General features: G+C 70.5%; 10 protein-coding genes and 1 pseudogene. 4 read left to right on the top strand and 7 right to left on the bottom strand.

What is annotated here, in order from left to right:
* Positions 1 to 9: 9 nt before the first annotated feature.
* The 6 genes and pseudogenes from AN215_RS13075 to AN215_RS13050 all read right to left on the bottom strand — a co-directional run bounded on the left by AN215_RS13075 (position 10) and on the right by AN215_RS13050 (position 7,758).
* A complete protein-coding gene (locus tag AN215_RS13075; protein ID WP_070009270.1) occupies positions 10 to 1,662 on the bottom strand; it encodes a long-chain fatty acid--CoA ligase in 1,653 nt (550 codons plus the stop codon).
* Positions 1,663 to 1,947: 285 nt separating this feature from the next.
* Positions 1,948 to 2,481: pseudogene (locus AN215_RS13070) on the bottom strand (SigE family RNA polymerase sigma factor); the annotation flags it as partial.
* A gap of 206 nt (positions 2,482 to 2,687) precedes the next feature.
* Complete coding sequence (locus AN215_RS13065) at positions 2,688 to 3,635, bottom strand: glycoside hydrolase domain-containing protein (RefSeq protein WP_070009269.1); 948 nt, start codon at positions 3,633 to 3,635, stop codon at positions 2,688 to 2,690.
* 731 nt (positions 3,636 to 4,366) lie between these two features.
* Entirely contained in the window at positions 4,367 to 5,305 is a 939-nt protein-coding gene (locus AN215_RS13060) for a carbohydrate ABC transporter permease (RefSeq protein WP_079122939.1), read from the bottom strand.
* Complete coding sequence (locus AN215_RS13055; protein ID WP_070009268.1) at positions 5,302 to 6,321, bottom strand: carbohydrate ABC transporter permease; 1,020 nt, start codon at positions 6,319 to 6,321, stop codon at positions 5,302 to 5,304. Before AN215_RS13055 ends, AN215_RS13060 begins: the two co-directional genes overlap by 4 nt.
* Positions 6,322 to 6,471: 150 nt before the next feature.
* On the bottom strand, positions 6,472 to 7,758 hold the full coding sequence (locus AN215_RS13050; protein WP_245694425.1) for an ABC transporter substrate-binding protein: 1,287 nt from the start codon (positions 7,756 to 7,758) through the stop codon (positions 6,472 to 6,474).
* Between the two features lie 356 nt (positions 7,759 to 8,114).
* Here AN215_RS13050 and AN215_RS13045 point away from each other — a divergent pair, with 356 nt between their 5' ends.
* Both AN215_RS13045 and AN215_RS13040 read left to right on the top strand, forming a co-directional pair.
* Positions 8,115 to 9,155 (top strand): LacI family DNA-binding transcriptional regulator, encoded by a 1,041-nt coding sequence (locus AN215_RS13045; protein ID WP_070009267.1) that lies wholly within the window; start codon positions 8,115 to 8,117, stop codon positions 9,153 to 9,155.
* A 498-nt stretch (positions 9,156 to 9,653) separates the two neighbouring features.
* Positions 9,654 to 11,333 carry a glycoside hydrolase family 13 protein gene (locus AN215_RS13040; RefSeq protein ID WP_107374322.1) on the top strand — a complete coding sequence of 560 codons (1,680 nt, stop codon included), beginning with the start codon at positions 9,654 to 9,656 and terminating at the stop codon, positions 11,331 to 11,333.
* 290 nt (positions 11,334 to 11,623) lie between these two features.
* Here the strand turns inward: AN215_RS13040 and AN215_RS13035 are convergent, their stop codons facing one another.
* The gene (locus AN215_RS13035; protein WP_070009265.1) at positions 11,624 to 12,112 is read right to left on the bottom strand and encodes a cupin domain-containing protein; all 489 of its coding nucleotides are present in this window, start codon (positions 12,110 to 12,112) and stop codon (positions 11,624 to 11,626) included.
* 271 nt (positions 12,113 to 12,383) lie between these two features.
* On the opposite strand from AN215_RS13035, the gene AN215_RS13030 reads away from it, so the two are divergent.
* Both AN215_RS13030 and AN215_RS13025 read left to right on the top strand, forming a co-directional pair.
* Positions 12,384 to 12,746 (top strand): PadR family transcriptional regulator, encoded by a 363-nt coding sequence (locus AN215_RS13030; RefSeq protein WP_070009264.1) that lies wholly within the window; start codon positions 12,384 to 12,386, stop codon positions 12,744 to 12,746.
* A complete protein-coding gene (locus AN215_RS13025) occupies positions 12,743 to 13,801 on the top strand; it encodes a hypothetical protein (protein WP_070009263.1) in 1,059 nt (352 codons plus the stop codon). The genes AN215_RS13030 and AN215_RS13025 overlap by 4 nt, the downstream gene beginning before the upstream one ends.
* Positions 13,802 to 13,818 lie beyond the last annotated feature (17 nt).

Raw genomic sequence — 13,818 nt, 5'->3', positions numbered from 1 at the left:
GACGCCGTCTCACAGTCGCGTGACGTCCAGCTCCCCCGCCGCGTACTGGCCGCGCAGCACCTTCTTGTCGAACTTCCCCACGCTCGTCTTCGGCACCGCGGGCACGATCGCCCACCGCTCCGGGAGCTGCCAGCGCGCGATGCGCTCGCTGAGGAAGGCGCGCAGCTCCTCGTAACCCACGGGGTCCGCGCCCTCCTTGAGGACGACGGTGGCCAGCGGCCGCTCACCCCACTTCTCGTCCGGCACCGCCACGACCGCGGCCTCGGCGACGGCCTCGTGCGCCATGAGGGCGTTCTCCAGCTCGACGGAGGAGATCCACTCGCCGCCGGACTTGATGACGTCCTTGGCGCGGTCGGTGAGCGTCAGATAGCCGTTCGGGGTGATCACGCCGACGTCGCCGGTACGCAGCCAGCCGTCGGGGCTGAACTTGTCCTCCGGGCGCAGGGGTTCGCCGTCCGCCCCGCCGTAGTAGGCCTGGGCGACCCACGGGCCGCGCACCTCCAGCTCGCCGGCCGACTCCCCGTCCCACGGTGCGAAGGTGCCGTCCGGCGCGGCGAGCCTGGCCTCGACGGAGGCGGGGAAGCGCCCCTGGCTGATCCGGTACGGCCACTCCTCCTCGGCGCTGAGTCCGGCCGGCGGATGGGCGAAGCTGCCCAGCGGCGAGGTCTCCGTCATGCCCCACGCGTGGCAGACCCGTACGCCGTAGTCGTCCTCGAAGGCCCGCATCATCGCGGGCGGGCAGGCGGAGCCGCCGATGGTGACCATGCCCAGGCTCGATATGTCGCGCGGCTTCTCGGCGAGTTCGCTCAGCAGGCCCTGCCAGATGGTCGGCACGGCGGCGGCGTACGTGGGGCGCTCGGCCTCGATCATCTCGGCGAGCGGTCCGGGCTGCAGGAACCGGTCGGGCATCAGCATGTTCACGCCGGTCATGAAGGTCGCGTGGGGCAGTCCCCAGGCGTTGACGTGGAACATGGGCACGACCGGCAGCGCGGTGTCGGCGTCGGTGAGCCCCATCGACTGCGTCATGTTGACCTGCATGCTGTGCAGGTACATGGAGCGGTGGGAGAAGGCGACGCCCTTCGGGTCGCCGGTGGTGCCGGAGGTGTAGCACATGGCCGCGGCGTCGCGTTCGTCCAGCTCGGGCCAGTCGTAGGTGGTGGGGCGGCCCTCGAGGAGCTGCTCGTAGTCGTGTACGGACTGGCTGCACCCTTCCAGCACCGACGTGTCGCCCGGTCCGGACACGACGACGTGGTCGACCGATTCCAGGGACGGCAGCAGCGGTGCCAGCAGCGGCAGCAGCGAGCCGTTGACGACGATGACGCGGTCCGCGGCGTGGTTGATGATCCATACGAGCTGGTCGGTGGGAAGCCGCAGGTTGAGGGTGTGCAGGACCGCCCCCATGGAGGGGACGGCGAAGTAGGCCTCGACGTGCTCGGCGTTGTTCCACATCAGGGTGCCTATGCGGTCGTCGCGCACGACGCCCAGCTCGTCCCGGAGCGCGTGGGCGAACCGTGCCGCCCGCTCCCCCGTCTCCCCGAAGCTCTGCCTCCTCGGCTCCCCGTCCCCCGTCCAGGTCGTGATCTGTGATGCGGCATGAACGGTCGAGCCATGACGCAGGATGCGCGAGACGAGCAGAGGTACGTCCTGCATTGTGCTGAGCACCGGGTGCCTCCCCGAGTTACGGACGGGTACTGGTGCTGCGATTCTGGACGCATACCGCGCGGTACGTCACTAGTCCGAGGCGAGATCTTCCGGACCGGACGGGCTTGGGACGGCCATGGCGCGGCCGCCCGTGGGCGCCGGCGGGCGTGCGGTGCCTCAGGCCGCCGCGGCCGTCGCCGCTGCCGCCGCCGGCACGGGCTCCTCCGCGAGCTGCGCCCGTGACGGGGGTTCCCCGGTCCCCCGCGGCTCCCCGGTTCTCGGGGGTTCACCGCCCAGCACGTCCGTCGCGAGCTGCGGGTCCTCGCGGAGCTTCGCAAGCGCGCGTGAGACGGCGCTCTTGACGGTGCCGACGGAGACTCCCAGCACGGCGGCGGTCTGGGCCTCGCTCAGGTCCTCGTAGAACCGGAGCACGACCATCGCCCGCTGCCGGGCGGGCAGTTTGAGTATCGCGTGCCACAGTGCGTCACGGACGGCCTGCGCCTCCGCGGGATCGGGCCCCTGCTGCGGTTCCGGCTCGGGAACCTCGTCGCACGCGAACTCGTCGACCCGGCGCTTGCGCCACTGCGAGGTGCGCGTGTTCAGCAGCGCCTTGCGTACGTAGCCGTCGAGCGCGCGGTGGTCCTCGATGCGCTCCCAGGCCAGATAGGTCTTGGTGAGCGCCGTCTGGAGCAGGTCCTCGGCGTCGCAGGGGTTGGCGGTGAGCGAGCGCGCGGTGCGCAGCAGCACCGGGCCGCGAGCCCGCACGTACGACGTGAACGTCAGCGGAGTCACGGCCGGAGATGCGGTCCGGGGGCTCCCGGCTGTCCCAGGCGTGGTCATGGCTCAACGCTAGGAGCGGGCCTCCGCCCGCGGATCGCCCAGAGGTCGCGAAGGCGTATCCCCCTCTGGGGGGAGAGATGGGGCGCTCCCCACCTCCGTAGGGTGGAGCCCCCTCGTTCCGGGGGTCAGGGTGCCTCAGGGGCGCGCGTCCGGGTCCCGCGCCCCTGAGCCGTGACGGGAAATCAGGCCGGAGTGGGGGCGGGGCGTCAGGGGACCACGGCGACCGGGGCGTCCATCAGGTTGCGGTCGATGTTCAGGCGGTGGCCGCCGTACGTCCGCGTCACGTCGCCGTCGTACTGGTGGATGCGGCGGTGCGGCTGCCACGCCCTCCTTGCGATGTACTTGTCGTTGTTCAGCGACGCCGCCGTCCTCCAGCGCGCGAACCACAGCACCTCCGGGAGGTTCTTGCTGCCCGCCTTGCGTGCGCCCTCCATGTGTTCGATGCCGGAGTTGGAGTTGCTGTAGAAGCCGGGGTAGTAGTCCGCGGCCGACACGGCGCGGTTCCAGCCCTGGATGAAGCGGAGGGTGGTGGCGGCGCAGCGGGTGGAGGAGTTGTCGTAGTGCTCCATGTCGAGATACACCGCGCTGTGCTTCGCCATCCCGAGCCTCTTCGCCGCCGCCACGGCGTCGCGCCCCTCGCGCAGGCCGCGCTGTGTGGGCGCGATGTGGCTCATGGCGTACCGGTGCTTGCTCCGCGACTCGACGCAGGGCGACTGCGAGCCGACGTACAGGGGCAGCAGCTTCCAGCCCATCCGGTCGACGGCACGCACCCAGGAGCTGGTCAGATTCGGCTGGTTCGGGCAGGCACGGGCACGGCCGCCGATGTAGACGCCGACGGCACCGAACGGGGACGTGCCGTCCCAGGCGCGCATGACGGAGGACGAGGGGGTGTGGCATGTGTCGAAGGCCTGGCCGCGGAAGATCTCGGCGCCGGAGCGCCGGGGGTCGCCACGCATCAGTTCCGGGTCGGAGCGACCGGAACGGTCCTGGGAGCCGGACGCCGCCGTCGCCGCCGTGGCCGCCGGGGCGCTCGCCGCCGCCGGGGCGCTCGCCGCGAGTGCGGGGACCGCGCCGGTACCGGTGAGGGTGGCGAGCGCCGTGAGCGACGCGAGGGAGAGGACAGCTTTTCGGATGGGGTGATTTCTGAGCCGCATGGGGCCGAGTGAAGGGGCCCGCGTCGGCGACACCGCTCAGGCTCGCCGCCTCACCGGCGGTTTCGCTCGTCTGACCCGCCCGCCTGGCGCGCGCGGTGCGGGCGTGCCTCGCGAACGGGCGGGGCAGCCGGGCCCGTTGCCGTCACCGGGCGGCCGGGAGGCCGGGCGGCCGGTGCCGCGTGGCTCGTGCCGCCTGGCCGGGCCTCCGCCGCGGGGTGTGCCGTCGCGTACGTCCCGCTCTGCCGTTCTCCCTCCGCACCGCGGCTGCCGAGGGGCTTGAGCCTGGCCCGGTCGAGCCGGCCCTTCGTACCCCCGCCGCCGCACGGCAGGGGTGTCAGGGAACGCCACGGATGCCTGGCATGCATCTTGCCTTCCGTCGTGCACCCCTCGGCCGTATGACGGCCGACGAGCAGGACAAGGGCCTGAGTTGCGGTGGGACGAGCGTCCGCAGGGTGATCGCCCGGCGCCTCGATGACGGTCGCTGCCCCGGAGCGCCAGGCCCAGGGACTTCGGCCGGGATGCCCGCTCCCCGCGTGCGGATGGGGGTCCCCCCGGGGACACGAAGGCCGGGGAGGGGAGGAGCGAGGGGGAGGAGCGAGGGGGGTGCCCAGCGCGCACCGGCGACGCTCCTTGACCGGCGGACGTCTGCCGGTCACGGCACAGGGGTGCGGGCGGCGTCGCGCCCGCACCCCAGGTGCGTGTTCCGGCTCCCGACTCGGGCCGTACTCCGGCTACTTGACCGCGCCCGCCGTCAGACCGGCGACGATGCGGCGCTGGAAGAAGAGCACGAGGATCACCAGCGGCACGGTCACGATGATGCCCGCGGCCATCTGGCTGCCGTGCGGCGCCACGAACTGCGAGGCGCCCGTGAACTTCGAGACCAGGACCGGAGCAGTCTGCATCGACTCCTTGTTGACCATCGACACCGCGATCAGGAACTCGTTCCACGCCATGACGAACGTGAGGATCGCCGTCGTGAACAGCCCCGGGGCCGCGAGCGGCAGGATCACCTTGCGGAAGGCCTGGCCGCGGGTGCAGCCGTCGACCCGCGCCGACTCCTCCAGCTGCGTGGGCATCTGACGGAAGAACGACGTCAGGTTCCACACCGCGAGCGGCAGCGCGAAGGACATGCTGGGGACGACCATGGCCTGGTAGGTGTTGATCCATCCGATGCCGACGAAGAGCTTCAGCAGCGGAATCGTGATCGAGACGACCGGGAACATCGACGTCGCGATGATGCCCGTGAGCACCAGCCGCTTGAATCGGAAGTCGAGCCGTGCCAGGGCGTATGCGGTGGTGACGGCGACCATCAGCGCCAGCACGGTGGTCGTCCCGGCGACGATGAAGCTGTTGGCCAGCGACCGTACGAACCCCAGCGAAGGGTCGAGCACGTTCGCGTAGTTGGTGAAGGACACCGGCGCGGGCCACAGCGAGATGTCGAAGATGTCCGAGGGGCGGCGCAGGCTGGAGACGAGCATCCAGTAGAACGGCGCCAGACACCAGGCGGCCACGGCCACGATGCCCGTGGTGCGCAGCGCCGTACGCCACGGTGTGCCCGGCGCCTTGCGGGCCGTGCCGCCGGGGGCTCCGGGCGGTGCGGCGTCCGGCGCGGTCCCGGCGGCGGCCTCCGGGGATGTCTGTGTGGTCGCCGTGGGCGTGGTGCCGGTCATGCGATGGCCTCCTTCTGCGGGTTCCGGTCGTCGCCGGCCACCCGGCTCCGGCGCTTGCGGGCGCCCTTCCCCCCGCCTGCCTCGTCACGTGCGCCGAGCAGGTCGGCGCCGAGGAGCTTGATGAACGCGAACGCGATCAGGAACACGTAGAGGAAGAGGATCACCGAGTACGCGGACGCCGGCCCGAACCGCACGTTGGACGCCTCGTCCTGGGCCAGCATCGACAGCGTCTCGACGGAGTGCTTGCCCGCGCCGATGAGGATGTAGGGCAGGTCGAACATCCGCAGCGCGTCCAGCAGCCGGAAGAGCACCGCCACCAGCAGCGCCGGCTTCACCAGCGGCAGCGTGATGCTCCACAGGCGGCGTATCGGTCCCGCGCCGTCGACGCGAGCCGCCTCGTACACCTCGTTGGAGATGATCTGGAGCCCGGCGAGCACGAGGATGCCGACGAAGGGCGCCGTCTTCCACACCTCGGCGATGATGACCGCGACCTGCGCCTGGAAGCCCTCGGTGGTCCACAGGATCTTGGCGTTCAGCATGGAGTTGGCGATGCCCTCGCTGTCGAAGATCCAGCGCCACAGCAGCGCGGATATCGCCGTCGGGATCGCCCACGGGACGAGGATGCTCGCCCGCACCCACGCCCGTCCGCGCAGCCCCTGGTGCATGATCAGCGCCATGGCCAGGCCGATGACCGTCTCCAGGATCACCGAAGTGCCGGTCAGGAACGAGGTGTTCCAGAATGCGTTCCAGAAGCGGTCGCCGGCTCCGGAGAAGATCGCCGTGAAGTTGTCCAGGCCGACGAAGGGGTCGCCCTTCTCGACGAAACCGGTCTCGGGATCGATGTCCGGAACGCTGTACAGGGACGAATGGACCGCCGACAGCACCGGATAGGCGATGACGAGCCCGAGGACGAGCAGCGTCGGTGAGACGAGGAAGGCGGCCATGCGCCCCTCACCGTGCAGGTTGGAGCGCGCGGTGGGCCCGCTACCGCGGCGCCATGGAGGTGTCAGCGACATGGGTCGTTCTCTTCCTTTCTCGGCCGGCGGCGCCGGCTGCGGCCTGCCGCCGCAGCGGGAGTCCGGCGCGGGGACTGCGAGACATCCGGGGAGCGCGGGGACTGCGGGACATGCGAGGGGTGCGCGGACTGCGCGGACCTCGCGGAAACGTCACGGCGCGAGTTCACGGAGCTGCCGCTGGAGGTTGCGGAGCGCCGCCGCCGAACTCTGCTTGCCTGTGAGCGCGTTGTACGCCGCGTTCTGTACGGCCTTGGTGGCGTCTCCGTACTGCACGACGCGTGGCCTCGGCTCGGCACCGGAGATGGACTTCTTCAGCACCGGCAGATACGGGAACTTCCGCACGTACTCCGGCTCGTCGTAGAGCTTGGTGTAGACGGGCGCGAGGGACGCCTTCTCGAGCTTCAGACGGGAGCTCTCCTCGTTCGTCATGAAGCGCATGAAGTCGAGCGCGGTGGCCTTGTTGCGTGCCGTGGAGGACAGGGCGAGATTGTGGCCGCCGAGGGAGGAGGCGCCCGGGCCCTTCTCGCCGGGTATCGGCGCGACGCCGAACTTGCCCGCGACCTCGTTGTTCTTGGCCTTCTTGTCGGAGATCGCGTACTGGTAGGGCCAGTTGCGGTAGAAGAGCAGATTGCCCTTCTCGAAGGCGCGCCTGCCCTGCTCCTCCATGAACGTGATGCCGTCCTTGGGGATCGTGCCGTCCTTGAAGCTCTTGACCAGCTTGTCCATGCCGCGCTCGGCCTCGGGGGTGTCCAGGTGCGGTATGCCCTTGGCGTCGGTGACCTGGCCGCCGGCGGAGTTGATCGCCTCGGAGAAGTTCACGGTCAGGCCCTCGTACTTCTCGAACTGGCCGCCGTAGCAGGACATCTTGGACTTCTGCTCGCCCAGGACCTTGTCGCAGATCTCGCGCATCTCGTCCCAGGTCTTCGGCGGCTCCTCCACGCCGGCCTTCTCCAGCAGGTCCTTGCGGTAGTAGAGCATCGCGCCGTCGGAGGCGTACGGCATCGCGAACCACTTGCCGCGGTACTTCGCCGTGTCGTTGATCGGGCCGAGAGTCTTGTCGAACGGGAAGGAGTCGGCGGGCAGTTCGTCGATCCAGCGGTTCGCGGCGAACTCGGAGGTCCACACGACGTCGAGGTTGAGCACGGTGTACGTATCGGTCTTCAGCTGCGCGTTCTGGATCATCATCTGCCGCTGCTGGTCGGCGTCCTCGGGCAGCTCGATGAAGGTGACCTTCTCGCGAGGGTGCTTGTCGTTCCACCTCTTGATCAGCGTCGGGACGATGCCGGAGGTGTCGCTCGTGACGAAGGAGATGGGGCCGCGTTCTCCGGCGTCCGTCGCGCTCTCGACGTTCGTGGCACCGAGGCCGCAGCCGCCGACGAGCGTGAGTGCGGCGGTGACGGCGGTGCATGACAGCAGTCGTCGCGGAATGGCACGCACGTGTTCTCCTCTTGGCTGTGGCCTGCTGTGGGCTTGTGTGGTTCGCTGTGGCGCAGTCCCGCCACGACCGGCGCGGTCGCAGGCGGTCCGCCCCGGCCCGCACACGTCCCGGCCGGGGCGAGCGCAGGCCGACCGCCACCGGGCCGAAAACGGTGCTCGATCCGCGGCGGCGGGAAACGGCGATGTTAAATCGAGTGAGCAGGAGGATGTTGCCCCTGAAGCGTCCGTGTCAAGACCCCCGGCACGATCCGCGACCAGGACCGGACGCCGGGCCGGATTCGCCGCCCCGAAAAACCGTTGACACCTCCATGAACTCCAGGTGATGCTCAGCTAGATCGAGTTACCTGGAGGGGTTCATGCCGCCGTCGCCGTCGCGCGTCACCCAGGCCGATGTCGCGCGCCATGCGGGGGTCTCGCGTACGACCGTCTCCTTCGTGCTCTCCGGACGAGAGGACATGCGCATCTCCATCGAGGCACGGCAGCGCATCCTGGGCGCGGCACAGGAGCTGGGCTACCGGCCCAACCTCACGGCGCAGAGCCTCCGTACACGCAAGACGTACACGGTCGGCCTGGTCTCGGACAGGGTCGCCAGCACGCATTACGCGGGCGAGATGATCCAGGGGGCGCTGGAGGCGGCGCTGGAGCGGGACCACCTGCTCTACTTCGCGGAGTCCGGGGACGATCCGGAGGCGGAGCGGAAGCTGCTGCAGGGCATGCTCGACAGGCAGGTCGACGGGCTCGTGCACGCGGCCATGTCGACGCGCACGTACCGGCCCTCCGAGCAGGTGCGTTCGTACCCGTCGGTGCTGCTCAACTGCCTGGACGAGACAGGCGAGTTCACCTGCGTCGTACCCGACGAGGAGGAAGCCGGCAGGCAGGCCGTGAAGCTGCTGCTGGAGGCCGGGCACCGGGACGGCGTCCACGTCGTGGGCGGCAGCCAGGTCACCAGGAGGAGCCCGGACGGCGTGTACGCGGGGCGGGAGCGGATGCGCGGCATCGAGGAAGCCCTGTCGGCGGCCGGCGTGAGACTCTCCGGTGTGTCCGAGTGCGACTGGTCGTCGCCCGAGCACGGCTACCGGGCTGCGCGTTCGCTGCTGGATTCCGAGGCCCCGCCGACGGCCGTCGTCTGCTGCAACGACCGGCTGGCGTTCGGCGTCTACCAGGCGGCGGGCGACTGCGGCATGTCCGTGCCCCGCGACCTGTCGGTGGTCTCCTTCGACGACTCCGAGCTGGCGTCGTGGCTGCGCCCGGCGCTCACTTCCATCGCACTGCCCCACCACGAGCTCGGCCGGACGGCGGTGTCGTTACTGTTGTCGCCGGACGAGCGCGAACCGGCGGTCCACCGGATCCCGATGCCCGTCCGCCGACGGGAATCGATCGCTGCCCCGCGCCGCTGACCACGGTGTGAGGGCAGCGGCCGGGGTACGGCCGCAACGACGCGTCCGCCGCCCGCCGGTCCGCACCGCCCACCGCCCTCACACATCTGCACAGCCGGCCGGCTTCACGGCGGCGGCCGCCGGCAAAGTCGCCGGCCCATTCGCCGCCACAATCGCCGCCACAGCCGTCGGCGAAGCCGCCACGGCTGGAGTGGCAGCGGCCTGAGCGGAGATCCGGCCGCTGCCCGGACGGCGTTCCGGGAGCGAACCGGACGGCGTTCAGGAGCCGTCCGGACGGCGTTCCGGACGGCCTGGCGCCGCCCTCGACCCGACAACCGTCCGCCACCACCCCGAGTACTCCGGGCCGCCGTGCGCCGAACCGCGCGTGCCCGGACAACAACCGAATAACGAGCAGGGCTACTGAGTACGAATCCCTGAGACCCGCACGGGCCGAGTCCCGTACGGCACGCAGGACCCGTAAGACATGACCGAACCCGCACCGCACTGCGAGGAAACGACGTGACCGACACCGCAGCACCGCACCGTCAGGACGGCCCCGACTGGTGGCGCCAGGCCGCCGTTTACCAGATCTACCCGCGCAGCTTCGCCGACTCCGACGGCGACGGCCTCGGCGACATCCCGGGCATCACCTCCCGGCTGCCGTACCTCGCCGAACTGGGCGTCGACGCCGTCTGGCTCAGCCCCTTCTACCCGTCCGCGCTGGCGGACGGCGGCTACGACGTCGCCGACTACCGCGACGTCGATCCGCGTCTGGGCACGCTCGACGACTTCGACGCGATGGTCGCCGAAGCCCACCGGTTCGGCATCAAGGTCATCATCGACATCGTCCCCAACCACACCTCCGAGGACCACGAGTGGTTCCAGCAGGCGCTCCGCGCCGCGCCCGGATCGCCGGAGCGGGCGCGCTACGTCTTCCGCGAGGGCAAGGGCGAGAACGGTGAACTCCCGCCCGCCGACTGGGAGTCCGCCTTCGGCGGTCCGGCCTGGAGCCGGCTGCCCGACGGCTGGTGGTACCTGCACCTCTTCGCACCCGAGCAGCCCGACCTCAACTGGGACAACCCCGAGGTGCGCGCCGACTTCCGCAAGACGCTGCGCTTCTGGTCGGACCGGGGCGTGGACGGCTACCGCATCGACGTGGCCAACGCGCTGATGAAGGACCTCGCCGACCCGTTGCGGGACATGGGCCCCATCTCGTACGACGAGCAGATGGCGGACATGGAGGACGGCAGCCACCCGTTCTGGGACCGCGACGAGGTCCACGAGATATACCGGGAGTGGCGCGAGGTCTTCAACGAGTACGACCCGCCGCGCGTCGGCGTCGCCGAGGCGTGGGTGAAGAACCACCGTCTGGTGCTCTACGCACGGCCCGAAGGGCTGGGTCAGGCTTTCAACTTCGAGTATCTGAAGACGGGTTGGGACGCGCAGGAGCTCCGCTCCGTCATCGACGTCTCGCTGCGTACGGCCCAGGAGGCGGGCGCCTCCGCGACCTGGGTCCTCTCCAACCACGACGTGGTCAGGCACGCTTCGCGCTACGCACTGCCCGAGGGCGCCGACAGCGACGAGTGGCTGCTCAGCGGCGGCACGAAGCCGCAGGCCGACGTGGAGCGCGGACTGCGGCGGGCACGGGCCGCCACGATGCTGGAACTGGCGCTGCCGGGGTCGGCGTACATGTACCAGGGCGAGGAGCTGGGGCTGCCAGAGGTGGCGGAACTCAAGGTGGAGGACCTCCAGGACCCGGTGTGGGAGCGGAGCTCGCACACCCGCAAGGGGCGCGACGGCTGCCGCGTACCGCTGCCGTGGACGCGCACGGGACCGTCGTTCGGCTTCGGCGGCGAGAACCCGTGGCTGCCGCAGCCGGCGGACTTCGGCGAGCTCTCGGCCGAGGCGCAGGAAGGCCGCGAAGGCTCCACGCTGGAGCTCTACAGGGAGGCGCTGCGGCTGCGGCACAAGCTCGTCGGCACGGACGAGTCGCTGGCGTGGTGCAGCGACGAGGCGTCGGAACGGGACGGGCTGCTGCACTTCGTGCGTCCTGACGGCTGGCACTGCCTGACGAACTTCAGCACGGAGACCAAGCCGCTGCCGGAGGGTGAAGTGCTGTTGAGCAGCAGCCCGTTGACCGGGGAGGGACTGCCCGGGGAGACGACGGTCTGGCTGCGGGACGGAGCGGGCCAGGGCTGACGGCGGGGAGGCACGGTCGGTTGTCGGCTGACGGCTGACGGCTGACGGCTGACGGCTGACGGCTGACAGATAACGGATTCTGTCAGCTGAAAGTTGATACCTGACAGCCGACCGCACGGAAGGGAACGGCACGGCGGACCACTTCGCCCGGACGACCGGGTGCCCGCCGTGCCGTTCGCCGTATCCGGTGCCAGGTGCTCGATGACGGATTGCTCGTGCCGGTGTCCGGCCGTACCGGTGTCCAGCCGTTCCGGTGTCCGGCCGTACCGCTTTCAGCCGTCCGTCCGCCCTCACTCCGCGTCGACGAAGAAGCTGTCGTGCTTCACGAGGAACTCCTCCAGCTCCTCGCCGCCCCGCTGCGACATCTCCGCGATCCGCTCGAAATACTCCTCACGCGGTGCGCCGGGAGAGAAGAGCAGCAGCATCGACACCGGGTCGTCCGTGGCGTTCCTGAACGCGTGCAGCCCGCCGACCGGCACGTACAGGAAGTCTCCCTCCCGGCCGGTGACCCAGCGCTCGCCGTCGAAGAGTTCGAGCTCCCCGGACAGGACGTAGAACGACTCCGAGATCGACCGGTGGAAGTGCGTGCTCGGCCCCGGCGACCTCGGCCCCATCTCCACCTTGTAGAGCCCGAACTCGCCGCCTGTGCTCGCGCCGGTGGCGAGGTAGTGCATTCGGGGTCCGGTCGCGGGGGCGAGGTCCGGCCCCGCGCCGGCGGACCTGAACACCGCGTTGACCTCGCCTGTTTCGCCGAGATAGCGGGGCTCCGGATACGACATGGCCGCTCTCCTTCCGTCGGTCCTTCCCGGCCGTCCCCGTGATTCTGGACGTCCGGAGCGCCCGCGGAATCGGGCGCTGGGCCGGGTGGCCCTGCGCCTCGCGTACCGCGCCGCAGGTCCCACGGAGTCCCGGCATTCCCGGCGCTCCCGGCGCTCCCGGCGCTCTCCGCGCTCCCGGACTCCGGGACTCCCGGACTCCGGCGCTCTCGGACTGCACCAGGAGCACTAGTCGGAATATTGACTAGTTCTGAATTTCATCTACTCTCTCCACGTGACCACCGGAGCGACTCATGAGGAACCCGCCGCCTGGCTGCGCGGCGTCATCGAACTGGCCGCCGCGGCCGTGCTCGCCGAGGGCGACAACCACGGTTACGCCGTGGCCCAGCGCCTCGCCGAGGCCGGCTTCGGACGCCTGAAGGGCGGGGTGCTCTACCCCGTCCTGGCGCGACTGGAGTCCGAAGGCGTCCTCAGCTCGACGTGGGCCGCGGGAGAGGGCGGCCCCGGCCGCAAGGTCTACTCGCTCACGGAGAGCGGCCAGGACTGGCTGACGTCGCAGGGCGCCCGCTGGGGCGAGTTCGCCGAACGCATGGACCAGTTGTTGAGCAGCACCCTCCAGAAAGGCATCGAGCGATGAACAAGGCCGTGGAAGGCGACACTTCACCGGACGACGCCGTCTGGGGCGACATGCTCACCCTCCAGCTCACCTACCGCGGAGTGGATCTCGAAGCGGCCGAGAACTGCGCACGCGAGGCACTCGCCCACTGCGCCGAATCGGGAGAGAGCCCCGAGCAGGCCTTCGGGGACGCGAAGCAGTACGCGTCGCAACTCGCGGCGGCGCGGGTACCGGCTTCCACCCGGGCGAAGGTCAGCTATCCGGACCGCCTCACGACGGAGGAGTTCCGGGAGACGCCGTTGCTGGTGCCCGGCGGGACGCTCGTGCTCGCCGGGATCGTCCTGTGGATGAAGCACGGCTGGTGGTCCGACGTGACCCCGGCCGGGCTGACCGGCATCGCCCTGATGGGCGCCACGTTCGCCGTCGCCGCAACGGCACACACCCTGCGGGCAGAGGGACGTCCACGAGCCGCGGCGGGCGCCCTCGCAGTGGCGTTCGCCGTCGCCTTCGCGGCGGCCACAGCGCTGAAGCTGATGCCGCACACGGTCCTGTGGCGCATACCGCCTGCCGCGCTCATACCCGTGGGACTGCTGCTGTTGTGGCTCGCCGGACACGTACGGCTGCCCGGGAGGGCACGACGTGCGGCGGCCGGAGACGCGAGCGACCAGGACGCGGAGGCCTGGCTGCGCCGCCTCGACGGCCTCCTCCGCGGGCGCCACAAGGTCTCACGGGCCGACGCGCGGCGCCTGGCCGCCGAGGCACGGGAGCATCTGGCCGCCGGCGGGGCCCGGCCGGAGGAGGAGTTCGGTGACGTCGAGGAGTACGCGCTGCGCCTCGTCGAGGAGGGCGCCGCCCGGCGCCGCACCCGCGAGTCGCTCAACTGGACCCGTACGGCTGCTCTCTTCGTCCTTCTCGTGATCTCACTGGTCGACAGGGACTGGAACGACTTCGGCTGGTGGCAGTGGTGCACCCTGGCCGCCGCGCTGATCACCGGGACCTGGCTGGCCAGGCACTACCGCGACAGGTGGCCGTCGCGAAAGGCGGTCGCGGCGCGCGACGAGAACGGCGGAACGTGAGAGGGAACGGCTCCGCG

This window comes from Streptomyces abyssalis (assembly GCF_001751365.1).
GTDB lineage: Bacteria > Actinomycetota > Actinomycetes > Streptomycetales > Streptomycetaceae > Streptomyces > Streptomyces abyssalis.
Note: the sequence above shows the minus strand (reverse complement) of the source record. Positions and strands in the feature narration are given on the sequence as shown.